General features: G+C 67.0%; 20 protein-coding genes. 11 read left to right on the top strand and 9 right to left on the bottom strand.

Annotation, left to right across the window (positions count from 1 at the left end; translation table 11 throughout):
• Nucleotides 1-12: 12 nt before the first annotated feature.
• Nucleotides 13-1164 carry an AI-2E family transporter gene (locus G6N38_RS09590; RefSeq protein WP_163747315.1) on the top strand — a complete coding sequence of 384 codons (1152 nt, stop codon included), beginning with the start codon at nucleotides 13-15 and terminating at the stop codon, nucleotides 1162-1164.
• Here the strand turns inward: G6N38_RS09590 and G6N38_RS09585 are convergent.
• Genes G6N38_RS09585 through trmB form a run of 3 tightly spaced genes read right to left on the bottom strand, consistent with a single transcriptional unit; the run spans nucleotide 1161 to nucleotide 5718 of the window.
• Entirely contained in the window at nucleotides 1161-4208 is a 3048-nt protein-coding gene (locus G6N38_RS09585) for a trehalose monomycolate exporter MmpL3 (protein ID WP_163747314.1), read from the bottom strand. The two genes, G6N38_RS09590 and G6N38_RS09585, sit on opposite strands and share 4 nt — an antisense overlap.
• Before the next feature lie 45 nt (nucleotides 4209-4253).
• Nucleotides 4254-4946, bottom strand: coding sequence for an NYN domain-containing protein (locus G6N38_RS09580; RefSeq protein ID WP_163747313.1), 693 nt, complete (start codon nucleotides 4944-4946; stop codon nucleotides 4254-4256).
• A 7-nt stretch (nucleotides 4947-4953) separates the two neighbouring features.
• Nucleotides 4954-5718, bottom strand: a complete 765-nt coding sequence (trmB, locus tag G6N38_RS09575; protein WP_163747312.1) for a tRNA (guanosine(46)-N7)-methyltransferase TrmB — start codon at nucleotides 5716-5718, stop codon at nucleotides 4954-4956.
• 171 nt (nucleotides 5719-5889) lie between these two features.
• Between trmB and G6N38_RS09570 the strand changes: the two genes are divergently transcribed.
• The 6 genes from G6N38_RS09570 (at nucleotide 5890) to G6N38_RS09545 (ending at nucleotide 13646) form a co-directional block, all read left to right on the top strand.
• A complete protein-coding gene (locus G6N38_RS09570) occupies nucleotides 5890-6744 on the top strand; it encodes a hypothetical protein (protein ID WP_246227827.1) in 855 nt (284 codons plus the stop codon).
• Nucleotides 6741-8153 carry a hypothetical protein gene (locus tag G6N38_RS09565; RefSeq protein WP_163747311.1) on the top strand — a complete coding sequence of 471 codons (1413 nt, stop codon included), beginning with the start codon at nucleotides 6741-6743 and terminating at the stop codon, nucleotides 8151-8153. The genes G6N38_RS09570 and G6N38_RS09565 overlap by 4 nt, the downstream gene beginning before the upstream one ends.
• A gap of 166 nt (nucleotides 8154-8319) precedes the next feature.
• Nucleotides 8320-10146 carry a phosphoenolpyruvate carboxykinase (GTP) gene (locus G6N38_RS09560; RefSeq protein ID WP_163747310.1) on the top strand — a complete coding sequence of 609 codons (1827 nt, stop codon included), beginning with the start codon at nucleotides 8320-8322 and terminating at the stop codon, nucleotides 10144-10146.
• A 51-nt stretch (nucleotides 10147-10197) separates the two neighbouring features.
• A complete protein-coding gene (locus tag G6N38_RS09555) occupies nucleotides 10198-11091 on the top strand; it encodes a DUF4436 domain-containing protein (protein ID WP_163751902.1) in 894 nt (297 codons plus the stop codon).
• Nucleotides 11092-11141: 50 nt separating this feature from the next.
• On the top strand, nucleotides 11142-12677 hold the full coding sequence (fadD4, locus tag G6N38_RS09550; RefSeq protein ID WP_163747309.1) for a fatty-acid--CoA ligase FadD4: 1536 nt from the start codon (nucleotides 11142-11144) through the stop codon (nucleotides 12675-12677).
• 12 nt (nucleotides 12678-12689) lie between these two features.
• Nucleotides 12690-13646, top strand: a complete 957-nt coding sequence (locus tag G6N38_RS09545) for an enoyl-CoA hydratase/isomerase family protein (RefSeq protein WP_170314207.1) — start codon at nucleotides 12690-12692, stop codon at nucleotides 13644-13646.
• On the opposite strand, the gene G6N38_RS09540 is transcribed toward G6N38_RS09545, so the two are convergent.
• Nucleotides 13624-14379 (bottom strand): GntR family transcriptional regulator, encoded by a 756-nt coding sequence (locus G6N38_RS09540; RefSeq protein ID WP_163747307.1) that lies wholly within the window; start codon nucleotides 14377-14379, stop codon nucleotides 13624-13626. The two genes, G6N38_RS09545 and G6N38_RS09540, sit on opposite strands and share 23 nt — an antisense overlap.
• Nucleotides 14380-14443: 64 nt before the next feature.
• Nucleotides 14444-15571, bottom strand: a complete 1128-nt coding sequence (locus G6N38_RS09535) for an acyl-CoA dehydrogenase family protein (protein WP_407662982.1) — start codon at nucleotides 15569-15571, stop codon at nucleotides 14444-14446.
• Nucleotides 15572-15768: 197 nt separating this feature from the next.
• Between G6N38_RS09535 and G6N38_RS09530 the strand changes: the two genes are divergently transcribed.
• Genes G6N38_RS09530 through G6N38_RS09520 form a run of 3 tightly spaced genes read left to right on the top strand, consistent with a single transcriptional unit; the run spans nucleotide 15769 to nucleotide 19213 of the window.
• Nucleotides 15769-16689: a hotdog family protein gene (locus G6N38_RS09530; protein ID WP_246227983.1), complete on the top strand. Its 921-nt coding sequence runs from the start codon at nucleotides 15769-15771 to the stop codon at nucleotides 16687-16689.
• Nucleotides 16690-16733: 44 nt separating this feature from the next.
• Entirely contained in the window at nucleotides 16734-17921 is a 1188-nt protein-coding gene (locus G6N38_RS09525) for a CoA transferase (RefSeq protein ID WP_163747304.1), read from the top strand.
• The gene (locus tag G6N38_RS09520; protein WP_163747303.1) at nucleotides 17915-19213 is read left to right on the top strand and encodes an amidohydrolase family protein; all 1299 of its coding nucleotides are present in this window, start codon (nucleotides 17915-17917) and stop codon (nucleotides 19211-19213) included. Before G6N38_RS09525 ends, G6N38_RS09520 begins: the two co-directional genes overlap by 7 nt.
• Here the strand turns inward: G6N38_RS09520 and G6N38_RS09515 are convergent.
• From G6N38_RS09515 to G6N38_RS09500, 4 genes are all read right to left on the bottom strand, one after another.
• Entirely contained in the window at nucleotides 19210-20547 is a 1338-nt protein-coding gene (locus G6N38_RS09515) for an HNH endonuclease signature motif containing protein (RefSeq protein WP_163747302.1), read from the bottom strand. The genes G6N38_RS09520 and G6N38_RS09515 overlap by 4 nt on opposite strands.
• A gap of 118 nt (nucleotides 20548-20665) precedes the next feature.
• Nucleotides 20666-21829 (bottom strand): acyl-CoA dehydrogenase family protein, encoded by a 1164-nt coding sequence (locus tag G6N38_RS09510; RefSeq protein ID WP_179968499.1) that lies wholly within the window; start codon nucleotides 21827-21829, stop codon nucleotides 20666-20668.
• Nucleotides 21826-22926 carry an acyl-CoA dehydrogenase family protein gene (locus G6N38_RS09505; protein WP_163747300.1) on the bottom strand — a complete coding sequence of 367 codons (1101 nt, stop codon included), beginning with the start codon at nucleotides 22924-22926 and terminating at the stop codon, nucleotides 21826-21828. The genes G6N38_RS09510 and G6N38_RS09505 overlap by 4 nt, the downstream gene beginning before the upstream one ends.
• 5 nt (nucleotides 22927-22931) lie before the next feature.
• Nucleotides 22932-23819, bottom strand: coding sequence for an alpha/beta hydrolase (locus G6N38_RS09500; protein ID WP_163747299.1), 888 nt, complete (start codon nucleotides 23817-23819; stop codon nucleotides 22932-22934).
• Nucleotides 23820-23951: 132 nt separating this feature from the next.
• Here G6N38_RS09500 and G6N38_RS09495 point away from each other — a divergent pair, with 132 nt between their 5' ends.
• Nucleotides 23952-25895 carry a flavin-containing monooxygenase gene (locus tag G6N38_RS09495; RefSeq protein ID WP_163747298.1) on the top strand — a complete coding sequence of 648 codons (1944 nt, stop codon included), beginning with the start codon at nucleotides 23952-23954 and terminating at the stop codon, nucleotides 25893-25895.
• Nucleotides 25896-25899 lie beyond the last annotated feature (4 nt).

Genomic DNA, 25899 nt, shown 5'->3' with positions numbered 1-25899 from the left:
ACGCTTGGCCGCATGCCGGCCATCCGAGCTTCGGACGACGAATCCGTCGACCCCCTCGTCCGAAAGGCTGCGGCGTGGTCATGGCGTCTGCTGGTGATCGCGACCGCGATCGTGGCGCTGTTAGTGATCGTGCAACGCCTTCAGGTCATCGTCGTTCCGGTGGCCCTGGCGACCATGCTGGCCGCCCTGCTGCTGCCGGCCGTCGACTGGCTAGACCGCCGCGGTGCACCGCGTGGTGGCGCGGTGGCCCTGGTGTTGCTCGCCGGCTTCGGACTGTTCGGCGGAATCATGACTTTCGTTGTCAGCCAATTCGTTTCGGGCCTTCCCGGGCTGGTGGAGCAGGTCACCCAGAGCATCGACAGTCTGCGCCGCTGGCTCGTCGAGGGGCCGGCGCACCTGAGCCGTGAACAGATCGACAACGCCGGCAACACCGCCATCAAGGCATTGCGCGACAACCAGGAGAAGCTGACCACCGGTGCGTTATCGACGGCGGCCACGCTCACCGAGATCATCACCGGCGCACTGCTGGTGTTTTTCACGCTGATCTTCTTGTTGCACGGCGGCCGCAACATCTACGCGTTCGTCACCAAGATCGTCCCGTCGGCGACCCGCGAGCGGGTTCGCGATGCCGGGCGCGCCGGGTTCGGATCGCTGATCGGCTACGTGCGAGCCACCTTCCTGGTCGCGCTGGTGGACGCGGTCGGCATCGGCACCGGCCTGGCGATCATGGGCATCCCGCTGGCGCTGCCGCTGGCATCGCTGGTGTTCCTCGGTGCTTTCATCCCGCTGGTCGGTGCGGTGATCACCGGCTTCCTCGCCGTCATTGTGGCGCTACTGGCCAAGGGCGTGGTCTACGCCCTGATCACGCTCGGTCTGATCATCGCGGTGCAGCAGCTGGAGGCTCACATCCTGCAACCGCTGGTGATGGGTCGTGCCGTATCGATCCACCCGCTGGCGATCGTGCTGGCGATCGCAGGCGGCGGCGTGCTGGCCGGCATCGTCGGCGCCCTGCTAGCGGTCCCGTTGGTGGCCTTCCTCAACAGCGCCGTCCGCGTGCTGGTCGCCGATGACCCAGCCGAAGAGGCCGCCGAACTCGAGGCGCAGGACGGCGTCGTGATCAACTCCGAACCAGACGTCGTGCCGCGGGAACGCCAACAGGATTAGAGGCGGCCTTCGCGGCGCAGCAGGTCTGCCGCGCTGAGCCCGCCACCGGTGCCGCGGCGGCGCTGTTCGTCGCCCTCTTTCTTACCGCGTGAGTTCAGCTTCTCGGTGGCCACCTCGGTGTCACCCTGGTCGGGCCGACTGACCGGGATGGCGCGGGTCTCCTCGGCGCTGACCGAGGGGGGGACCTCGTCGGTCAGCTGCGGCTCGCGCTCCGTCGGGATCGCCGTGGTGGCGCCCTCCGGGGGCGGGAGCGCCGTAGTGGGTTCGGCCGACGGCGGCGGTGGCGGCGTCGGGGTACCCGGCGTCGCGGGCTTGGTAGCTCCCCGGTCGCCGGATCCCCGCAGCTCGCCCAGCCAGGATTCGATCTCCCGGTCCGGTGCCGGCGGGGCGGGCGGACGGGTCGACCGGGCCGCCGATGTCGCGGTGTTCACCGCGTTCTTGACCGCATTCTTGGCCACCGAGAACCGGGTGGTCGGCGCGTCAGTCAATCCCGGCTGGTTGGGCTCCTGCCCGCCGGACTTGGCTGGGACTGCCTCGACGGGCGCCGCCGGGAGTGCCTCGCCGGCATCCGGCATCCGGGTGGTGCCAGCCGCCGACGGCGGGTCTTGCGGCGGCGGTGTGCGGTAGTCGGCGCGGCCGACGACCCGAGGCATCGCCCGGCCCTCCACGGGATGGGTCGGGTCGTGCGCCGGGCGGCGTGCCGCCGAGACGGGTGCGCCCGCACCCACGAGTGAGTCAGCCGGATCGCGCACGATCGGGCGTTTGCGCTCGTCGGTCAGGTGGGTCTCGCCGAGGCCGATCCGCACCTGCACGCGCTTCATCCAGCGCGGCGCCCACCAGCAGTCGTCGCCCAGCAGCTTCATGATGGCCGGGACCAGGAACATGCGGATGACGGTGGCGTCCAGCAGCAAAGCGATCAGCAGACCGAAGGCGAGGTACTTCATCACCACCAGGTCGGAGAACGCGAACGCGGCGACCACCACGGCGAGTACCAGCGCGGCACCGGTGATGAGTCGGCCGGTGGTGGCCGTGCCGATCCGGATGGCCTCCGCGGTGGACAGGCCGCGCTCACGGGCCTCCACCATTCGGGAGACCAGGAACACCTCGTAGTCCGTGGACAGACCCCAGATCACCGCGATGATCAGACCGATCATCGGGGCGAACAAGGGCTGTGGCGTGTAATTCAATAGCCCTGAACCGTGTCCGCCCTCGACGAACATCCAGGTCAGAATGCCCATCGTGGAGCCCAGCGTCAATGCGCTCATCAATGCGGCCTTGATGGGAAGCACCACGGAGCCGAACGCCAGGAACATCAAGAGGGTGGTGGTGAGCACCAGGATCAGCACCATGAGCGGCAGCTTGTCGAACAGCGTCAAAATGCTGTCCTGTGCCAGGGCCTGGGTACCGCCGACCAGGACCGTAGTACCCCTCGGTGGGGTCAACGCGCGCAACTGCTGGATCTTCTGGGGTGCGGTACTGCTGTCTATCAGGCCGTTCTGAAGCACCCGTACGGACGGATCCTTCGATCCGCTGTCCTGGGCCGAGCGTTCCTCCCACATTTTCGCCGGGTCGTCGCTGCCGGCGAAGCCGGACACCGTCTGTGCTTCGGCGCGAAGAGAGTCGAGTTGCTGGTCGGTGACCGGCGAGCCGTTGTTGGTTTTGATCACCAGGGTCAGCGGTTCGGTCCGGAAACTGGAGAATTCTTTGTCGAACTGCTCTTGGGCGCTGCGCACCGGGTTGTCCGGCGGCAGATACTTCTCGCTGAGCCCGCCCAACGCCAGCTGCCCCATCGGGATGATGAGCAACGTCATGACGATCACGATGGGAGCGGCAAAAGCGATGGGTCGCTTCATCACCACATTGACCAAGCGGCCCCAGAAACCCTTCTCGACCTCCTCGCGGGTCTTGGTCTTCTGGGTTTTTTCGATGAACCAGTCGATGATCCTGCGCGAGAACGACCAGTTGGCCAGGAACGGGACTCGCAGCAGAGTCCGCACCCCCAGCGCGTCGACGTTGGCGCCCAGTATTGCCAGGGTCGCGGGCAGCACCGTGATCGACAGGAACGCCGCCAGCAGCACCGAAGCGATGATCGCGTAGGTAATCGACCGTAGGAAGCCCAGCGGGATCAGCAGAAGCGGTAGCGAGGACGCCACGATGATGACCGAGGAGAACGCAACGGTGCGGCCCGATGTCATCACCGACCGCCGTACGGCCGCTTCGACGTCGTAGCCTTCAGCAAGTTCCTCTCGGAACCTGCTGACCACGAATAGTCCGTAATCGATGGCGATGCCGAAGCCCATCATCGTCACGACGGGTTGGGCGAAGAAGTGCACCGGTCCGAACTCGGCAGTCAGCCGGAGGATACCGAGCGCCCCGCCGATGGTGAGGCCACCGATGATGGCGGGCAACGCGGCCGCGACGGCGCCGCCGAAGACGAAGAACAGCACCACAGCCACCAGCGGGACGATCGCGAGCTCGGCGCGTTGCTGGTCGGTGCCGATAGTCCCGGTGAGCTCGCTGGCCAGCGGATTGAGGCCGGCGAGTTGGATAGCGCCGCCGTTGACCTGCTTGAGAGCCGGCTCGATGGTCTGGTAGTTCTTCAGGATGGTGTCGTCGTCGTCTCCCTTGAGGGGGATGCTGACGAAGGTTTGACGTAGATCGGCCGTCTTCATCTGATTGACGGTCGGGTCGGTGGTGTCGGGGGCTTTCAGCCAGCCGACCCAGCCCACGATCTGATCGGGATGGTCCTTGACCACCTGGTCGAGCTCATCGGTGACTGTCTTCTGCCAGCTCTTATCAGTCACCTTCTCGTTGCCCGGCGGCGTCAGGATGGCGACCACGTGACTGGTGCGGTCGCGGCCGTATACCTGGTCGGCGAGCGTCGAGGCCCGCACCGACTCGCTGCCGTTATCGTAAAAACCGCTCTGGGTGACATGCTTGCCCAAGGTGGCCCCGTATACGGCGCCACCGAGGCACAGCGCGACCATGACACCGATCACGATGTATCGATATCGATACACAGTTCGACCCCACCAGGCGAACACGTAATCTCCTAACTAAATCTGTGGCGACCTGCGCATCGGGTTTTCCTACACGCGCGATGTCAGTAGCGAGGACAACGGCCGGAACGGTTGTAGCCACGCCCCTTGCTCTGGTAGCGAATCTAGGCCGATTCGCGGCAGCGGCTCTCGGAAAACACCAGGAATGTCCTCAAGGTCGACGAACTCCAAGGTATCCGACGCTAATGCCCAGCTGGCATGTTCGCGAAATCCGAGCACGTAGGCGGGGGTGCCTGCTCGAGCGATGTCCTCCAGTGGTGTGCGGAACGCCTGCCCGTCGGCGGAGGCGACCAGTACGGCGGCCAGGCCCTCGGTGCGGCGCTGCTCGATGTGGGCCAGCATGTCGGAGTCGACGTCGCTGTCCTCGTCGACCTTCGGTTTGGCGAAGACGGCGAAGCCGACATTGCGCAGGGCCTCCACCCAGGGGCGGACGACGTCTGCGCTGCCGGGCGCGATGTTGGTGAACACGGTTGCCTCCGGCTCCACCGAGATCTCCGGGTGGCCGGCCGACAGTTCGGCGGTGCGGGTCAACAGCCAGCGCCCCAGCGCGTCGAACCGCGGCCGGTGTGCGGCCGTGGGTCGACCGCCGAGGATGGAACCCAGCCCCATGTCCAGGTTGGGCGCATCCCAGACCAGAAGTACCCGCTGAACCGTTGGGCTCACCACCTGATCGTCGCCGTCGGGCAGCACCGGAGCGGCTTCGGCGTCTTCCATCACACTCATGGTCGTCTCATCCCCGGCGTCGTTTCAACCACAGGAGTTCGGTCACCGCGCTGCCTGCGTGACGGGCCTTCGTCTCGTATTTGGTGGTCGGGCGCTGCACCGAGATCGGCAGCTGGTCACCGGGCTGCACGCGCTGCAGCAGCGGTTCGGCGTCGCCGGCTTCGGCGATCTGCTCGGCATAACCCGCATGGTCGGTGGCAGCGTGCAGCACCCCGCCCGGGCGCAACCGGTCGGCGATGAGGGCGATCGTGCTCGGCTGGAGCAGCCGGCGTTTGTGGTGGCGGGATTTGGGCCACGGGTCGGGGAAGAACACCCGCGCCCCGGTCAGCTCGCCGGTGGCGAACATGTGCTCGAGCACATCGACGGCGTCGCCGCGGACGAGCCGGATATTGGTCAGGCCCTCGCGGTCGACGGCGCTGAGCAGCTGCGCCAGACCGCGCCGGTAGACCTCGACGGCCACCACGTCGATGTCGGGTTCGGCGATGGCCATCCCAAGGGTCGAGGTGCCAGTGCCGCAGCCGATCTCCAGGACGACAGGAGCGTGGCGTCCGAACCATGCGTTCGTGTCCAGGTGTGGGGCCGGCTCGCCGTCCTGGCGCGCCTGCGTGCCCAGCTCCGGCCACAGCCGGTCCCACACCTCCTGTTGGGCCTCGGTCAGCGCCGAGCGGCGCGAGCGGAAGCTCGTGATCCGGGGATACGGATGCGCGGCCACGGCATCGGGCGTGGTTGAGCCACCATGGCGCTGCGCATGCATCCGTCCATGGTCGCTCATGAACTCCTGGGTACCCGCACCGTGGTGCAGATTGATACCCAACAGTTGCCTACGCCTGGTAGTGGCTACCGCCACAGGCCGGCCGATGCCAGCATGTGCGGTGTGGTGGGGCAGGTGGTGCGGGTTAAAGTCGCTGGTCGCAAGGGGTGTGGCCGTCGCACAGTGACCCGAGTGCTGCGTGGGGCGGGTGTGGTGATTGTCGACCCGGCCGAGCCCGCGGACCTTGTTGTCTACGTGCTGGCCGAAACACTCAAGCCCGAGGATCGTCGTGCGCTGACCGAATCACCCCGGCCGGCCGTCGCCGTGCTCAACAAAGCGGACCTGGCCGGCTTCGGCGGTGAGGGACCGGTCGTGGCTGCCGCCGCGCACTGTCGGCGGCTGCGCGAGCTGACCGGCGTGCCGATCTACCCGCTGGCCGGGCTGGCCGCGCTCGCCGCGGTGGACGACACCGTCATCGACGACGAGCTGGTCGAGGCGCTGCGGGCACTGACCACCGATCCGGCCGACCTTGGCTCGACCGACCGCTTCGCCGCGACGGCCCATCGGCTGCCCGACGCAACTCGGCAACGGCTGCTCACCCAGCTCGACCTGTTCGGCATCGCCCACGGCGTGCTGGCGATGCGCGACGGCGCCGACCGGACCGGGCTGGTGACGGCGCTGCGGCGGGCCAGCGCGGTCGACGGGCTGCTCGCCGGGATCGACACGGCCGCCGCCCCGGTGCGCTACCGCCGCCTGACTGAAGCCCACGCCGCGAAGTTCCCGGCCGCCGGCGAGACGGACGAGCAGGTCGCCGCCAGAATGGCCGCGGCCGTGGAGGTCGTCCGGGCGGCCGGAATGACGGTGGACGACGGCGTCACCGCAACGGCGCATTTGCAGCGCGCGATCACCTGGCAGCGGTACTCCCGGGGGCCGGTGTCCCGGTTGCACCGAAGCTGCGGTGTCGATATCGCGCGCGGCTCGCTGAGGCTGTGGGAACGCGCCGGTGGGGTCGCGGAACCGTGGGAGCCACTGGGGCTCAAGCCGTGACCGACGCGGTCGACAGCGTGATCGCCGAGATCGACCCGGGCCTGGAGTCGCCGTCGATCATCCGCCGCGACACCGTGGTGGTGGCCGGTCCGTGGCTGGCCGGCACCAGCGGTGTAGTCGCCGCACTGCGGGACCGGCTGCCCGAGCGCAGCGTGCTCGAAGCCGGCGAACTCCCCGTCGGCGATGCGCCCGCCGCGGTGGTGTTCGTGGTCTCGGCCACCGCGCCGCTGGCCGAATCAGACTGTGCACTTCTCGACGTCGTGGCAGCCGACACCGACGCGGTGATCGGGGTGGTGTCCAAGATCGACGTGCACCGCACCTGGCGGGATGTCCTCGACGCCAACCGCGCGCTGCTGACCGAGCGGGCTTCCCGGTACGGCGACATGCACTGGGTGGGCGCCGCGGCGGCACCGGACCTGGGCCTACCAGTCGTCGATGATCTCGTCGCGGCGCTGACGGCCGTGCTCGCCGATGAAACGCTGGACCGACGAAATCGTTTGCGGGCGTGGGAAAACCGACTAGTTGCTGTGCGCCGCAGATTGGACTGTGACGTCGAGGGCGCCGGCCACGAGGCTCGACTTGCTGCGTTACGCGAGCAGCGCGGCGCACAACTGCGCCGCTTTCGGCTGGACAAGTCGGAGCGCACCATCGCTGCGCGCAGCCAGATTCACCAGGCCCGCGTCCAGATGGCCTACTTCGCACGTGCCCGCTGTGCATCGGCGCGCGCCGAGCTCCAGCAGGAGGTGGCGACGATGACCCGACACCAGATCGGCGGCGTCATCGACGATGTGCGGCGCCGGGCTGCCGAGGTGAGCGGCGAGGTCCAGCAGGGGACCGCGCGGTGCCTGGCCAACGTTGGCGATCAGCTCGGACTGGCGATCGAGCCTCCGGCGCAGTCGGGCCCGGTGGTCGAGGTGGGCGCTGCACCACTGCGATCACGCAGTGTGGAGTCCCGGTTGACGATGCTGTTGGGGGCGGGCTTCGGGCTCGGTATCGCGTTGACGCTGAGCCGGCTGTTCGCCGACCTGGCCCCGCAGTGGGCGATCGGCGGTGCCGTCGGGGGTGCGGTGCTGGGATTGGCGGCAGCCCTGTGGGTGGTTGGTGTCCGTGGGCTGCTGCACGATCGGGCCCTACTGGATCGCTGGGTGACGGAGGTGGCCACCGGGCTACGCACCGCCATGGAGGAATGGGTAGCCACCCGCGTATTGGCCGCGGAGGCGTCGTTGGGCCGAGCCGCTGCCGAACGAGACGCCGTCGAGGGTGCCGCTATAGAGGAAGTGGTCGCCCGGATTGACGCCGAAATCCGCGCACATAGGGTGCAGCGGGCGCGGGCCGCCGCGATCCGGGATCGGCGCGCACCGGCGATCGATCGGGCCCTGCTGGTGGTGCGGGCCGAACTGAATCGATGAAAAACCCCGATTATGACTTTCTGAATCGTTCCTGTGAGTGATCGGACATAATCCCGATTAACCGCGGGTATCTCACCCGCGTTAACCTACTTTTCAGGGAGGACCGCGTTTCGGCGCGGAATCCGGCCTGCGTTCTGGCCATAAAAAATAAGCAGGAGATTTAGCGATGACTTCAGCGACCATCCCAGGTTTGGATACGGCACCGACAAAGCATCACGGTCTCCTCGCTTGGGTCCAGGAGGTCGCCGAACTGACGCAGCCCGACCGGGTGGTCTTCGCCGATGGCTCCGCTGAGGAATACCAGCGGCTGTGCGACCAGCTGGTGGCTGCTGGCACCTTCACCCCGCTGAGTGACACCGAGGAGCCGAGCTCGTATCTGGCCCGCTCGGCGCCGTCCGATGTGGCACGCGTGGAGTCGCGGACGTTCATCTGCTCGGAGCGCGAGCTCGACGCCGGCCCCACGAACAACTGGATGGACCCCGCCGAGATGCGCGGCCTCATGACCGACCTGTACCGCGGCAGCATGCGTGGCCGCACCCTGTATGTGGTGCCGTTCTGCATGGGCCCGCTGGACGCCGACGATCCGAAGCTGGGCGTCGAGATCACGGACTCCGAATACGTCGTCGTGTCGATGCGCACGATGACCCGCATGGGCAAGGCCGCGCTGGACAAGATCGGCGAGGACGGATTCTTCGTCAAGGCGCTGCACTCGATCGGTGCGCCCCTGGAGGACGGGCAGGCTGACGTCCCGTGGCCGTGCAACGACACGAAGTACATCACCCACTTCCCCGAAACCCGCGAAATCTGGAGCTTCGGCTCGGGTTACGGCGGTAACGCCCTGCTGGGCAAGAAGTGCTACTCGCTGCGCATCGCGTCGGCGATGGCGCACGACGAGGGCTGGCTGGCCGAGCACATGCTGATCCTCAAGCTGATCTCCCCGGAGAACAAGGCGTATTTCGTCGCCGCCGCGTTCCCGTCGGCCTGTGGCAAGACCAACCTGGCGATGTTGCAGCCGACCATCCCCGGCTGGCGCGCTGAGACCGTCGGCGACGATATCTCTTGGATGCGTTTCGGCAAGGACGGCCGGCTGTATGCCACCAACCCGGAGTTCGGTTTCTTCGGTGTGGCACCGGGAACCAACTGGAGCTCCAACCCGAACGCGATGAAGACCGTCGCCGCCGGCAACACCGTCTTCACCAACGTCGCGCTGACCGACGAGGGCGGCGTGTGGTGGGAAGGCCTCGAGGGCGACCCGCAGCACCTGATCGACTGGAAGGGCAACGATTGGACGCCTGACTCCGACGAGAAGGCCGCCCACCCGAACTCGCGCTACTGCACCCCGATGTCGCAGTGCCCGACCCTGGCGCCGGAATGGGACGACCCCCAGGGCGTGCCGATCTCGGCCATCCTGTTCGGTGGCCGCCGCAAGACGACGGTGCCGCTGGTGACGCAGGCCCGCGACTGGCAGCACGGCGTTTTCATCGGGGCCACTTTGGGTTCCGAGCAGACCGCCGCCGCCGAGGGCAAGGTCGGCACCGTCCGCCGCGACCCGATGGCCATGCTGCCGTTCCTCGGCTACAACGTCGGCGACTACTTCGCCCACTGGATCGACCTCGGTAAGAACGCCGACGAGTCGAAGATGCCGAAGATCTTCTTCGTCAACTGGTTCCGCCGCGGCGACGACGGCCGCTTCCTGTGGCCGGGCTTCGGTGAGAACAGCCGCGTGATGAAGTGGATCATCGAGCGGGTCGAAGGCAAGGCCAACGGCGCCTCGACGCCGATCGGCATCGTGCCCAAGGCCGGTGACCTCGATCTCGAGGGACTGGACGTCGACGCGGGCGATGTCGACGAGGCGCTCGCGGTCAATATTCAGGAGTGGCGCGACGAGCTGCCCTTGATCGAGGAGTGGTTCGAGTTCGTCGGCGAGAAGTTGCCGACCGGGGTCAAGGACGAGTTCGAGGCGCTCAAGCAGCGGCTCGCTGAAAGTTCCTAACCGCGCCTTGGTCGCCACCGCCCGGTTAGCATCTCGGGCGTGGGGGTTCCCATGGCCGATGGGCCTGCGCCGCAGGGAGCAGCGCCGCGACGAGTCCAATCGTGGTGGCGCCGGATCGCTACTGTCGGTGTCATCCTTGCCATCTACATCGGGGCGGTGGCCGGGTACTTCTGGATTGACAGCTCGGCCCACACACTGGAGCCGCACAATCTGGATACCGCCGACGCGACCGTCGTCCTGCTGGAACTGACGGCCATTCATCCGATCGACAACCGGGTGGATGTCGAGGTCGTGGTGATACCGCAGAAGGGTTTCCTAGAGCCGGAGTTCGGCGCACTGACCACGGATATGGATGTGCGGTTGTGCCCGTGCACCGAGTTCGGTGAATTGTCCTATCCTGCGGGCAAGGTCCCCAAAGTGGTCAAGACTTCGTTGCTGGCGACCGGGGATGCGGACCGATGGCCGTTCGACACCTACGCCACCAAGACCATCAGCGCGGACGTCGTCGTCGGCTCCGGTGACACGCGCCGTTACGTTCCGGCGCGGGTGGAGGTGAGCGGATCGCTGTATGGCTGGGACATCCGCAGCGACCGTGCCGGTGCGGCCAGCCACTCGGGCGGCGTGACCGACAACGCCACTATCACGTTCTCCCGATCCCGGGGCCCGCTGGCATTGATCTTCGGGATCTGCCTGGTGCTGTTGATGTTGCCGGCGATGGCGCTCTACGCGGCGATCGAAATGCTGCGGGGCAGAAAGAAATTCCAGCCGCCGTTCTCGACGTGGTTCGCCGCCATGCTGTTCGCGGTCGTCCCGATCCGCAACGTGCTGCCCGGTGACCCGCCGCCGGGATCCTGGATCGATGAGGCGCTCGTCGTGTGGGTGCTCATTGCGCTCGTTGCGGCCATCATGATCTATCTGGTCGCCTGGGCGCGGCGCAGCGACTGACGAGGGACCTAGTTGACGCCTGTCAATTCCGGCTGTCGTACAGTGCTCCCATGCAGATCCGCGAGCATGCCGAGGCCACTCCCGACAAGCCGGCAGTCATCCTGTATCCCTCCGGAAAAACCGTCACCTTCGCACAGTTGGAGGCGCGGGCCAACCAGCTTGCGCACCTGTTCCGACAGGCCGGGCTGCGCGAGGGCGACGCCGTCGCGATCCTGATCGAGAACAACGAACACTTCCATGCGGTGATGTGGGCGGCGCGGCGCAGCGGGTTGTACTACGTGCCGATCAATACCCACCTGACGGCGGCCGAGGCCGCGTACATCATCGACAACAGCGCGGCCAAGGCGGTCGTCGGGTCTGCCGCCCTGCGCGCCACCCTCGCCGGCCTTGGCGCTGAGCTGCCCAACGGTCTGCCACCGCTGTTGATCATCACCGACGGGCAGCTCGATGGCTGGCTGAGCTACCCCGAATGTGTTGCCGATCAGCCGGATACGCCTATCGATGACGAGATCGAGGGTGACCTGCTGCAGTACTCCTCGGGTACCACCGGGCGTCCGAAAGGTATCAAACGCGCGCTGCCTCACCTGCCGCCCACCGAGGTGCCCGGCATGATGGCCGCACTGGTCTCGTTCTGGATGAACCCGCAGGCCGTGTACATCAGCCCGGCACCGCTCTACCACACCGCGCCATCGGTGTGGTCGATGCAGACACTGGCGGGTGGAATCACCACTGTGGTGCTAGAGAAATTCGATGCGGAAGGCTGCCTCGACGCGATTGCGCGCCACCGGGTCACGCACGGTCAGTTCGTTCCGGTGATGTTCACCAGGATGCTGAAATTGCCTGAGGAAGTGCGTAACTCGTACGACTTGTCGAGTCTGCAGCGGATCATGCATGCCGCCGCGCCGTGTCCGGTCGAGATCAAGAAGCAGATGATCGACTGGTGGGGGCCGATCGTCGACGAGTACTACGCCTCTTCCGAGGCGATCGGTTCCACGTTGATCACCGCCGAGGACTGGCTCACACACCCAGGTTCGGTCGGCAAACCGATGATGGGTGTGCTGCACATCCTCGACGAGGACGGCAACGAGCTACCGGTCGGGCAGGCCGGGGAGATCTACTTCGAGAGCGGTCTCGACTTCGAGTACCTCAATGATCCTGACAAGACCGCGAAGTCGCGCGACGATCGCGGCTGGAAGACGGTCGGCGACATCGGCTACCTCGACGAGGACGGCTACCTGTATCTCACCGATCGCCGGCACCACATGATCATCTCCGGCGGAGTGAACATCTATCCGCAGGAAGCCGAGAACATGCTCGTCACTCACCCGAAGGTGATGGATGCGGCCGTGTTCGGCGTGCCCGATGACGAGATGGGGCAGAGCGTAAAGGGTGTGGTGCAGCTCGTCGACCCAGCCGAGGCGTCCGAGGAACTGGCCGATGAGTTGTCGGCCTGGTTGCGAGATCGGTTGGCGCACTACAAGTGTCCGCGATCGATTTCCTTCGAGGCGCAGCTGCCCCGCACCGACACCGGAAAGTTGTACAAGCAGGAACTGATCGTCAAGTACTCGCCCGCGCCGACGGGATAGCGGAATGCTCGGCTGATGTTGATTGTGGACCTCTCCGACCCGCCTCCGATCGGGGTGACGGGACCGCCCGGCGTCGTCGTCGCGATCGGGGAGTCGTCCACGGCCGAGGGCGAATACTGGCTTGATACTGCGACATTCGCGCTGACCGATACCGAGCACGAAGACCGCCGGTTTGTGACGGTGGAATCGGTCAGCGATACGGTGGCCGACCTGAGCGAACGTTGCCGGCGGTGGCCGCATGCCAGCGCGGTCTGCGACGACGTGCTGCGCTCCGTCGACGTGACCGGTCCCGCACTGCCGGGGATCGTCACCGAATCATTGGCGTACTCGACACTGCAGGCGGGCCCCGAGTTCGCCCGGTGGCTGGCCGAGCGCGGCCCAGCCAAACTGCCCGACATCCCCGATCCGGTGCTTGCCGAGCGTGACGGTGCCACGCTGCGGATCCGGTTCAATCGGGTCAAGCGGCACAACGCATTCAGCACCGATGCGCGCGCGCTTCTCCTTGAGGCACTGACCGTCGCCCTGCTCGACGGCACCGTCACCGAGGTGGTCCTGGGCGGAAACGGTCCATCCTTTTGCAGCGGAGGGGATCTCGGCGAGTTCGGTACGTTCGCCGATCCGGCTGCCGCGCATCTGGCCCGAACCAGGCACAGCCCCGCACTCGCGCTCGACGAACTGACCCGCCGGCTGGGCCGTACCTGCCGGGCCGAGATTCACGGCCGTGTTCTGGGCAGCGGGCTGGAGATGGCCTCGTTCTGCGGCTGGGTCAGCTGTCGGCCCGATGCGGTGCTCGGGTTGCCTGAACTCATGCTGGGCTTGATTCCCGGAGCGGGTGGCACGCTGAGCGTGACCCGTCGCATCGGGCGTTGGCGCACAGCCTATCTGGTGCTATCGGGTCGAACGATCGACCCGGTCACCGCGCTGGCATGGGGGCTGGTCGACGAGGTCAGCCCGAGCGGCGCAGCGTGACCCGATAGGTGTACTGCTCGGGCAGGAAGTGGCTGACCGACAGCTCGACCGGAGTGCCGGTGGTATCGGAGTAAAGCCGGTCCACCCGCAGCATCGAGTGTCCCGGGGAGCAGCCGAGTGCCTGGGCGACCAGTTCGTCGGCGGGTGCCACGGTGATCGACTGCGCTGCCTCGGCGATCGGGTGATCGAGGTGCGCCTCGAGAACGCCGATGACGGTGTTGGTGCCGACGGCGCCGTCGGCCAGCTCGGTCGAGTCCAACACCAGCCGCGCAATCGGCTCGGGCAGGTGCACGGTGGTGACCACGAACGGGACACCGTCGTGCAGCCGCCGGAACACCACGGTGTAAACGACGTCGTGATCCAGTCGCAGCCGGCTGGCCGCGGTCACGTCGACACGACGCGAAAGGCCTTGCAACACTTCCATTGTGGTGTCCTCGGACAGGCTCATCAGGTCCTCGATGGAACCCAGCTGCCGTAAATACCCCCGGGTCGCTGCGCTCCTGCCCGCCGGACGATACCCCCGATTCGCGTACGTGCCTCGCCCCGGCACCCGGTACACCACCCCCTCGGTGACCAGATCCTGGAACGCCCGGCGCACCGTCTGCCGCGACAGTCCGTGCTCGGCGACCAGCTCGGACTCCGTCGGTAACCGCACCCCCTCGGGGTAGGCCCCGGCGGCGATCTCGTCGCGGAGTCGTTGCCGTAGAACCTGATACGCGGGCTCGGGTTTCATGGTCGGCTAGATGCCTCGCACGGCTGATGTCGGCATCAGATGCCTCGCACGGCTGATGTCGGCATCAGATGCCTCCGCGGGCGACCAGTTGACTGGCGATGACATTGCGTTGGATCTCGTTGGTGCCCTCGCCGACGATCATCAGCGGCGCGTCGCGGAAGTATCGTTCGACGTCGTACTCGGTGGAGTAGCCGTAGCCGCCGTGGATGCGCACCGCGTCCAGCGCGATCTCCATCGCCACTTCGGAGGCGAACAGCTTGGCCATGCCGGCTTCCATATCGCAGCGCTCGCCACTGTCGTAGCGTTCCGCGGCATAGCGGGTCAGCTGGCGGGCGGCGGTCAGCTTGGTGGCCATATCGGCCAGGTAGTTGCCGATCGACTGATGCTTCCAGATCGGCTGGCCGAAGCTCTCCCGCTCCTGGGCGTAGGCCAGCGCGTCCTCCAGCGCGGCCGTCGCCACGCCGAGCGCCCGCGATGCCACCTGAATGCGGCCGGTCTCAAGGCCTTTCATCATCTGGCTGAAACCACGGCCGGGCTCGCCGCCCAGGATTGCCGTGGCAGGTACGCGGCAGTCGTCGAAGGACAGCTCGCAGGATTCGACGCCCTTGTAGCCCAGCTTGGGTAGATCCCGCGAGATCGTCAGCCCTGCTGTCGGGGATTCGACGAGCACCACCGAGATGCCTTTGTGCCGTGGCGTTGCCTGCGGGTCGGTCTTGCACAACAGGGCGATCAGACCGGACCTGCGCGCGTTGCTGATCCACGTCTTGGCCCCGTTGATCACCAGATCGTTCCCGTCGCGACGGGCCACGGTGGTCAGGTTCTGCAGATCCGAACCGCCGCCGGGTTCGGTCAGCGCCATCGTGGCGCGCATCTCGCCGGTAGCCATCGCTGGCAGGTAGGTCTGCTTCTGTTCCTGGGTGCCGAAGATCTCCAGCAGTTTGGCCACCACGGTGTGCCCGCCCATCGCGCCGGCCAGGCTCATCCAGCCGCGCGCCAGTTCCTGGGTGACCTCGACGTAGCAGGGCATCGACACCGGAGAACCGCCGTACTGCTCGCTGACCGCCAGCCCATAGACGCCGATCCGCTTCATCTGCTCGATCCACGCCTCGGGGTAGGTGTTGGCGTGCTCGACCTCGCGCACCGTCGGCTTGACGTCGCGGTCCACGAACGCCCGCACCGTCGCCACCAGCATCGCTTCTTCGTCGTTGAGTGCAGTGCTCACCAAGGTCGCTCCAAGATTGGGAAATGTACGGCCATATTGACACGGGACGGCGAGAAGCACCAGGATGAACGACTGTGACTTTGTACGGCCATATTGGCGGTGGCGAGCCGGGCGGTCCCTACTTCGACGACCTTGTGGTGGGTCAAGTCTTCGACTGGGCGCCGTCGATGACGTTGACGTCCGGTGCTGCGGCCACCCACCAGGCGATCCTGGGCGATCGGATGCGGTTGTCGCTGGACGCCGAGCTGGCCCACGTCGTCGTCGGCGGTAATGCGCCGTTGGTTCACCCGGCGCTGGTGTGCGACGTGGCGATCGGCCAGAGCACGCTGGTGACCCAGCGGGTCAAGGCCAACCTGTTCTATCGCGGCCTGACGTTCTACCGCTATCCGGTCGTCGGCGACTCCATCTTCACCCGCACCGAAGTGGTCGGATTGCGCCAGAACACCGCCAAGCCCGGTCGTGCCGCGACCGGCCTTGCGGCACTGCGGATGACCACCGTCGACCAGGTGGGCCGGCTGGTGTTGGACTTCTATCGGTGCGCGATGCTGCCGCTGAGCCCGGACGCCGCCGACACCGGTCGCGCCGACGATCTATCGCAGATCGGTGCCGACCTGGCTCCCGCTCCGGACCCGACCGCCGATTGGAATGCGGTCGCCTTCCGGGAACGGGTGCCCGGCCCGCATTTCTATCCCGACATGGCCGGCTCGGTCCTGCGTAGCACCGGCGACGTCGTCAGCTCCGCACCGGAGCTGGCCCGGTTGAGCTTGAACATCGCTGCCACCCATCATGATTCACGGGTCGGCGGGCAGCGGTTGGTGTACGGCGGGCACACCATCGGCATAGCGCTGGCTCAGGCCAGCCGGCTGCTGCCCAACCTGGCGACCGTGCTGGGCTGGCAGTCCTGCGATCACACCGGCCCGGTGCACGAGGGTGACACGTTGTATAGCGAGCTGCACATTGAAGCGGCCGATGCACTGCCTGGCGACCGCGGCGGCGCGCTCACCCTGCGCTCGTTGGTCTACGCGGCGGCCGATGAAGGTGACGACCGTCAAGTGTTGGACTGGCGGTTCACCGCGCTGCACTTCTAAGCCCGCGCTGCCGTCGATGAGGCGTAGCGCGCAACAATGGTCGGGTGGACAGCTCCGGCAGCGACTGGGCGGGCAGTGGGCTGGCCTGGCTGACCGGCATGTCCGACGGCCCGCCGGACCACTCACGCGGTGAGGTGCTGGCCCGGGCCGACGCCGTCACCGCCGAACTCGCCGCGCACCTGGGCGTGCAGGTGGACGTCGTCAGCGCGTTGACGGGCCGGGCCGCGCTTCTCGGATTGCACCGCAACGGTCGAATCTCGGCCGGCGGCGCCACTCGCCTGATGCCGACGCGGGACGGCTGGTGGGCGCTGACCCTCTCCCGTCCCGACGACATCGCCGCCGTCCCAGCCCTCGTCGAGGCCGACGCCGTGCCCGACGACCCCTGGCCGACGGTCGCGCAGTGGGCCGCCCCACGCGACGCCGATGACGCCGTCGACCGGGCCGCGCTACTGGGCCTGCCAGCGGCACGGCTCGGAGAGACGACGGCCGCACCGCCCCGCGTGACTCGGCGGGGAAGCCGGGCTGCACCTCGCTCTGCGGCGGGACTTTTGGTGGTCGACCTGTCATCGATGTGGGCAGGGCCGCTGTGCGGCCAGCTCCTCGCCGACGCGGGCGCGACCGTGGTCAAGGTGGAAAGCCCGGCCCGCCCGGACGGGACCCGGGCCGGGGGCCAGGCTTTCTACGATTGGATCAATCACGGAAAGCTTTCCTATGCCGTGGATTTCGACCGCAATCACGACCGTCTGCGGGCATTGCTGGTGGCCGCCGATATCGTCATCGAGGGTTCTCGGCCCGGGGCGCTGGCCCGGCGTGGCCTGAGCCCGGAAGCACTTCCCGGCCCGGACGGCAGGGTGTGGCTGCGGGTCAGCGGGCACGGGGCCGACTCACAGCGCGCTGCTTTCGGCGACGACGCCGCGGTGGCGGGCGGTCTGGTGGGCACCAGCGGAAGCGGGCCGGTGTTTTGTGGCGACGCCATCGCAGATCCGCTCACCGGGCTGGAATCGGCGCTGGCGGCGGCGTATTCCTTACGCCGCGGCGGAGGCGAGATTGTCGAGGTGGCGATGTCGGCCGTCGCCGCGAGTTACGCGGCGCTGCCGATCGCGCCGTCGCAGGCCCCGAAGTCGGCTGCCCCGCCCGCGTTGCCGCCGCGTGCCGCGCCGGCCGCTGCTCTCGGCGCGGACAATGCCGCCGTTGATGCCCTTGTCGATCAACGGAATTCGGTGCCATGCTGATCCAGCGAGCCCAGCTGTTGGATGGCCGGATCGTCGACATCCGGGTGACCGTTCGGATCGAGGAGATCGCCGACGCGCTCGCCCCGCGGGCGGCCGAAACAGTATTCGACGCCGCGGGCGGCACCGTGATCCCCGGCCTGCACGACCACCATGTGCACCTGCGCGCCGCGGCGGCGGCACTGGATTCAGTTCAGGTCGGCCCCGCGAAAGTCCGTAACCGTGCCGAACTCGCCGAGGTCCTAGCCAAAGCACCGGTCGGCGTCGACGGCTGGATCCGCGCGGTCGGCTATCACGAATCCGCCGCGGGAGCGCTGGACCGGTCGGTGCTCGACGAACTGTTCGACGCTGTGCCGCTGCGCATTCAGCACCGCAGCGGCGTGCTGTGGTTCCTCAACTCGGCGGGCCTCGCCGCCGTCGGCCTGCCCGACCACCCGGACGGCAGGCTGCGCAGTTACGACAGCTGGTCGGATGCGGTGGCGCGCCGTGACACCAATCTGGCCGCGATCAGCCGCCGGCTCCTCGGTTATGGCGTCACCGGTGTCACCGATGCCACGCCGGGTCTGGGCGCTGACGACATCGTGACGCTGACCGAGGAGCATCGGCACGGTGGACTGCATCAGGGGGTGCACTGGCTGGCCCCGGGAAAGCTGATCCTGCATGACGATTCGTTGGATCTCGACGAGCTGACCGAATGGATTGCCGGACGACATAGGAACAACGGCGCCGTCGCGCTGCACTGCGTGACCGCCAGCCAACTGGTCGTCACCCTGGCCGCGTTGCGGGCAGCGGGCACCCGCCCCGGCGACCGTATCGAGCATGCTGCGGTGGTGCCCGCCGACACCATCGCCGAACTCGCCGACATCGGTGTACTGGTGGTGACCCAGCCCAACTTCGTCGCCGAACGTGGCGACCAATACCTCACCGATGTCGAACCCGGCGACCAGCCCGCGCTCTGGCGGCTGGCTTCGTTACTCGGGGCCGGGGTGCGGGTCGCGCTGTCGACAGACCTGCCGTTCGGTGGCGCCGACCCGTGGGCGGCGATGCGCGCCGCGGTGCACCGCACAGCCGCGACGGGCACGGTGCTGAATGCCGATGAATGTGTCTCGGCCGCAACGGCTCTGAAGTTGTTCGTCGGGCATCCGGAGCGCCCCGATGTACCGCGGACCATCGAGGCCGGACAACCAGGAGATCTGTGTGTGCTGTCCGCCCCGCCCGCGGAGGTGCTCGACACCCTCGACGCCGGTCTGGTGACCGCCACCGTCATCGGTGGGCACCTGCACGTCATCGACTAGTCCTTCTCGTCGTCTTTGGGGAGTAGTCGTTCGGGGTGGTGGTAGGTGTTGGTGCCGCCTTTGAGCATGGGGAGGCTGGGTGGTGGGATCCACTCGGTTTGACCGTTGGGCAGTATTCGGGTGTCCCAGCCGCCGGTTTCGACGAGTTGGTTGTCGGGTGGGCAGGCCAGGGTGAGGTCGTTGATATCGGTGGTGCCGCCGTTCTTCCAGTCTTGGGCGGCGTGATGGACCACGCTGTGATATCCGGGCGCATCACAACCGGGCCTAGTGCAGCCACGATCCCTGGCGTGCAGGATGATTCGTTGATCAGCAGACGCGATCCGCTTGGTGCGGCCCAGCCACAACGGCCGTCCGTTGACTCCGTCGAAGAGCGCCAGGTAGTGGTACGCGTGGCCACCCGTGCGGATCACGTCCGAGATCGGCATCACCACTCCGCTGGCGGTGACCCCGTGTCCGGTTTTGTTCTGGATGTCCTGCAGCGTGGCGGTCACGATCACCGTGACCGGTAAGCCGTTGTGCTGACCGAACTTCGGATCCCCGAGTTGTCCGCGCACCAGCGCTTTAAGAGCGTCATGCTGACGCTGGCCATAACTGCGCAGATCCCGCCCGGCCACCTCGTCAGTGGGAGTGACGGTCGGAGACCCATCGGCGGGTTGCACACCCGGGGCGGCGAACTTCGCGAACCACGCGTCCAGTTCCGAGCGCAACTCCGGGTCGGCGATCAGCCGGCCCACGCTCATCCCGTCCACCTGCTGGCCGCCACACCACATGAACCCGCGCTTGCGGGCCCGGTCCTCATCGGAGAACGTGCCACCCGGGTTCAGATGCAGCGCCAGCCGGTAGGCGACCTTCTCCAATTGGTCGGGCCGCAGATTCACGGCATGCTCTGCCAACGACGCCTCGGCCTTCTCGACCTCAACCGGGGGCACGTGATCGGGCAGGTCGCGGAAGAACTTCTGAATCACCCGCAGATGCTCACCATCAAGCTGCCCGTCGCGCCAGGCCGTCGACGTCTCTTTCAGCACCGGCGCCAACGGCTCCCCGATCAACGTCGTCCGCGGTGCCAACTGCTCGGCGTCGCGGATCCGCCGCCGCGCTTCCCGCGGACTGATCCGCAACACATCAGCCAACGCAATCCCCACCGGCGGGCAGCCCTCGAACTGCTCCAACTTGGCCACCCCGGCATGTGAGATCGCCGTCAGGCGACGCTGCTGGGTCTCGATCAGCTCCAACGCTGCGAAGCGTTCGGGCGGGTCGAGTGCGTCGAAATCGAGAGCGGCCACAATGTCGACCGCAGCGGTGAGCGCGTCGCGCACCGCATCACTCGAACCCATGTTCGAACACTATGCCCACCCACCGACAAAACCGTCGCCCTGAGACATCACACTCCCCGACAAAAACTGCGCCCAAACGCAAACTATGGGTGAACCCGAGACCGGGAAACTCCGCACCTCAAGAACTGGTCGGCAACTCCCGAAACGCCGTATTCCGGTAGGGCTCAGGCTCTTTGGGCAATCCGAGTACGCGCTCGCCGACGATGTTGCGCTGGATCTGGTCGGTGCCGCCGCCGATGGAGGTGAAGTACGCGTTGAGGGTGCGGAACGTCACCGCGTCGCCGACCGGATTGTCCGGACCGCTCAGCATCGACTCCGGGCCGGCGATCTCGGTCTGCACCTTCGCCGTCTCGTGCAGGATCCGCGACATCGCGATCTTGCCCAGCGCCAGCAGGGTGGCGGCCTCGACTCGATCGGTGGTGGCCTTGGCGCGCTGGGTGTTCCAGCGGTTCACCGCCGCGTATGACTCGACCCGAGCGATCTCCTGCCTGATGAACGAATCATCGAGATTGCCTGCCCGCCGCGCCATCGCGACCAGGCTGTCGGCGTCGGCCTGCGGCTTACGGGCCGAACGCGACGTGCGGGCCAGATCACCCATTAGCCGCCGCTCATACGACAACGCCACCTGCAACACTGACCAGCCGCCGCCGGGTTCACCAACCAGATTCGCGGCGGGCACCCGGGCCCCGGAGATGAACACCTCGTTGAACTCGGACTCGCCGGTGATCTGGTGGATCGGGCGGACCTCGACGCCGGCCTGGCGCATCGGGAACATGAAGAAGCTGATTCCGTTGTGCTTGGGCACGTCCCAGTCAGTGCGGGCCACCAGCAGGCCGTAGTCCGCTGACTTGGCGAACGATGTCCACACCTTCTGGCCGTCAATCACCCAGTCATCGCCATCCCGCTCGGCCCGGGTACGCAACCCGGCCAGATCAGATCCGGCGCCGGGCTCCGAATACAGCAGGCACCACTTGGTCTCACCGCGGATCGACGGCGGGATCAGTCGGTGCTTCTGCTCATCGGTCCCCAGATCATGCAGCGTGCAGGCGAACAGGTTGGCCCGATCGTGCCCGGTCCCCGGTGCGCCGGCAGCAGCGAATTCGGCTGCCACGATGCGTGATTGAGGATCGCTCAGCCCGCGGCCCCACCACTGCGGCTCCCAGCTGGGCACGGCCCAGCCGGCGTCGAACACCAACTGCGCCCAGCTCCCGCGGTCCAGCTCGGCGTCCCAGTTGGCCGCGAGCCACTGCCGGACTTCGTCGCGCACTTCGTCGTCGGTCACTGTGCCTCCCGCAGCCGCACGTAGCGTTCCCGGTGCCACGCCGGGTCGCCGAACAACTCGGCATTGGTTCTGGCTCGCCGCAGGTACAGATGTGCGGGGTGCTCCCAGGTGAAACCGATACCACCGTGCACCTGGATGGCGTTCGCCGCGACCGACACGAACGCTTCCGAGCAATAGGACTGTGCGGCAGCCAGATCCAGAAGCCGCCCGGGATCGTCGGCATCGAAGGCCGCGGCGACGTGTCGAGCTGCCGACACCGCCGACTCGGCGTCCAGCAGCATGTCGGCGCACATGTGCTTGATCGCCTGGAAACTCCCGATTGCACGCCCGAACTGGAATCGGGTTTTGGCGTAGTCGGCCGCCATCTGCATCGCCTGCATCGCACCGCCGGCCTGCTCACCGAGTAGCGCCGCCGATGTGTGGTCCAGCGCCCGATCGAGTGCGGCAGACCCGGCTTCCAAGGAGCCCACCAGGCGAGCCGGCGTGTCACTCAACACCAGCCGGCCCTGCTTACGGGTCGCATCGACCGTCGTCAGTGCGGTGATTTCCACGCCGGGCGCATCGGGCTCCACTGCGAACACGGCGCTTCCGGCCAGAACGTAGATCCGCCCGGCGATCGTCGCATCCAGCACATAAGTCTTGGTGCCCCACAACCGCCACTCGAAACCGGCTGAGCGAGCGACTGTTTTCGGCTCCCCGGGCGGACGGGCCGATCCCGGCTCGGCGAATGCCACCGTTGCGATGAGCTCGCCTGCGGCGATGCGTGGCAGCGCATCGGCCTGTTCCTTGGTGTCGCCGAGGGCCAACAACAGCTGCGTGGTCAGCACCGCGGTCGACAGATACGGCGCGCACAGCAGGGCCCGGCCCATGGCCTCCATGACCAGTCCGACTTCGACCGCTCCCGCGCCGGACCCGCCGAACGCTTCGGGTACCGCCAGGCCCAACAGGCCCATGGCGGCAAGCTCGGCCCAGACCGCGGGGTCATAGCCGGTGTCGGTGGCCATCAACCGGCGCACTTCCGCCTCAGGCGAGCGCTTGGCCATCAGGTCGGCCACCGCCCCGGCCAGGTCACGCTGTTCGGTGGTCAGCGGCGACATCGAGCTCAGCCTCCGAAGCTCAGGCGCAGGATGTCGCACTGGCTGTAGAAGAAGGCGTTCGAAATGTCGGCCTTGGCGACGATCCCGTCGAAGCCGTGGAACGCGCCGGGCACGACGTGAATTTGGCAGGGCACGCCGGCAGCCCGCAGCCGCTCCGCGTAGTCGAGGTCCTCGTCGTGGAACAGGTCCAGCGTTCCGACGCCGAGCCAGGCCGGCGGCAGGCTCGCAAGATCGGTCCGGCGCGCGGGTGCGGCGACCTCCGGATCGGCGCCGCCCAGGTAGGCCTGCCAGCCGAACCGGTTGCTGGCGGCGTTCCATAACCGGTGCCCCGGGTCGTAGAGATGGCTGCCCACACTGCGGTCGTCGATCATCGGATAGACCAGCAGCTGGAATACCGGCTTCACCCCGTCGCGGTCGCGAGCCAGTAGTGCCAGAGCGGCGCACAGACCGCCGCCGGCGCTGGCCCCGCCGATGGCGACCCGATCTTGGTCGACGGCGGGCAGACCGGCCAGCCACTGCAGAGCGGTGTAGCAGTCCTCCAGCGGTGCGGGGTAGGGGTGCTCGGGCGCCAGGCGGTAGTCGACGGCAGCCACCGTGATCCCCAGTTCCTCGACGAACCGGCGGCACAGCCGGTCGTCCTGGGCCGCGGTGCCGATGACGTAGCCGCCGCCGTGGATCCACAGCAGCGCTGGGGTGGTCGTGGCTGCCCCGGCCGGCCGGTACAGGCGGACGCCGATGCCCGACTCCAACGTCAGCACCTCGACGCCCTCGTTGTTCGGCCGCTGCAGGCCGGTCAGCCGGCGGATCACCGGCAGCGTCCTGGCGGAGATCAGCCCGCGGGGGGTGAACCGTGCGGCTTTGCGCAGCTCGGGATGGATGTCAGTGGTGGCCACGCCGCCCAGTATGGCAACCGCCGATGCGGGTAGGACAGGACCTTGATCCACAACGACAGGAGACAGTATCGTGGTGGCGGCAATTACGGAACTACGCGTAGCGTAATTGCCGATCGGCGAGAGGACACGTCAATGTCGACCAATCCGTATGCAGGGCAACCATTCACGTCCTCTGACGGCGAGATCGCCGCCGCGTTGGAGCAGGTCAGCATCCCCACCTTGTTGCTGTCCCTGGTGCACATCACCGGTGATCCGCGCTTCATTCGTGAGTTCAAACAGGCGGGGGTCTTCCTCAACGAGGTCCAGGGCTTCATGTCCGAGGAGGACAAGGCCAGGGCCCGCGCGGTGGCGATGCCGGTGATCGCCGACTACCGCGACCGGGGCTGCCCTGGGCCGGTGCCGCTGAGTCCCGAGCTGATCGGGGAGATGCTGGACTGGGCGGCCTGCGAGCACGTCGACGATGAGTACCGCCCGATGGTCCTTGAGGAGATGGACCTCGAGGATGTCGACCCGCGTCGTCCCGTCGCACTCGACGCCGCGGCGGCCGCTGACTTCCCGGTTGTCGTGATCGGCTGCGGCGAATCGGGTCTGCTCGCCGGTATTCGGCTCAAACAGGCCAACATCCCGTTCACCATCGTGGAGAAGAACGCCGGTCCGGGTGGAACCTGGTGGGAGAACAGCTATCCCGGCGCCCGAGTCGACGTCGCCAACCATTTCTACTGTTACAGCTTCGAACCGAGCAACGACTGGTCGCACTATTTCGCCGAACAGCCGGAATTGCGCGCCTATTTCGAATCCGTACTGGCTCGGCATGAACTCGATGAAAACGTCCGCTGGCAGACTGAGGTGGTCTCGGCGGACTGGAATGACGACGACGGCACCTGGCTGGTGCTCGTGCGCGGCAACGACGGAACCGAATCGGCGATCCGGGCCAAGGCCGTCATCACCGCGGTGGGCCAGCTGAACCGGCCGCAGCTGCCCGACATCGACGGCGCCGACACCTTCGCGGGACCGGCGTTCCACTCGGCGGCCTGGGATCACTCCGTCGACCTGACCGGTAAGCGGGTCGCGCTCATCGGCGCCGGTGCCAGTGGCTTCCAGATCGCCCCGGCGATTGCCGACCAGGTGGAGCACCTGACGGTCTTCCAGCGCACCGCGCAGTGGATGTTCCCCAACCCGATGTATCACGACAGCGTTCCCGACGGTGTGCGCTGGGCCATGAATCACCTTCCTTACTACAACCGTTGGTACCGATTCCTGGTGATGTGGCCGGGAGCGGACAAGGGCTTGGAGGCGGCCCGCTCGGATCCCGGCTATGTCAATAGCGACGATCCGAACTACGCGGTCAGCGATATCAACGCGGTGGCGCGCCTGATGTTCACCGACTGGATCACCACCCAGGTCGGTGACGATCAGGACCTGCTGAGCAAGGTGCTGCCCGACTACCCCGCGACCGGCAAACGCACGCTGCAGGACAACGGGACGTGGCTCACCACACTGCGCCGCGACGACGTCGAGCTGGTGCGCACCCCGATCGAACGCGTCACCTCCCGCGGCGTGGTCACCGCCGATGGAGTGACTCACGACGTCGACGTGATCGTCTACGCCACCGGATTCCGCGCCACCGAGGTGCTCTACCCGCTGAAGATCAGCGGCCGGGGCGGCGTAGATCTGCGCACCGCATGGGGGGAACGGCCGGCCGGTTACCTGGGCATCACCGTGCCCGAGTTCCCCAACTTCTTCATGATCTACGGCCCGGGCAACCATCTGGCGCACGGTGGCAGTCTGATCTTCAACTCCGAGCTGCAGATGCGTTATATCAACTCCTGTCTGGCAGAGCTGATCACCAACGGCTGGAGCGCAATTGAGCCGACGACGGACGCCGCGCAAGAGTGGCATCGTCGGCATCAGGCCGAGATCGCCACCATGGTGTGGGCGCATCCGTCGATCAAGCATTCGTACTTCAAAAACCCCGACGGTGAGATCCACACCGTGAGCCCGTGGCGCCTGCCGGTGTACTGGAATGCGGTGCGCGACCCCGAGTGGTCGAACTTCGTTGTGACAAAAGGGAAGTGAGGGA

Origin of the sequence: Mycolicibacterium helvum (assembly GCF_010731895.1) — a bacterium.
Classification (GTDB): Bacteria; Actinomycetota; Actinomycetes; order Mycobacteriales; family Mycobacteriaceae; genus Mycobacterium; species Mycobacterium helvum.
The sequence above is the reverse complement of the archived record's forward strand: the minus strand, read 5'-3'. Positions and strand labels throughout refer to the sequence as shown.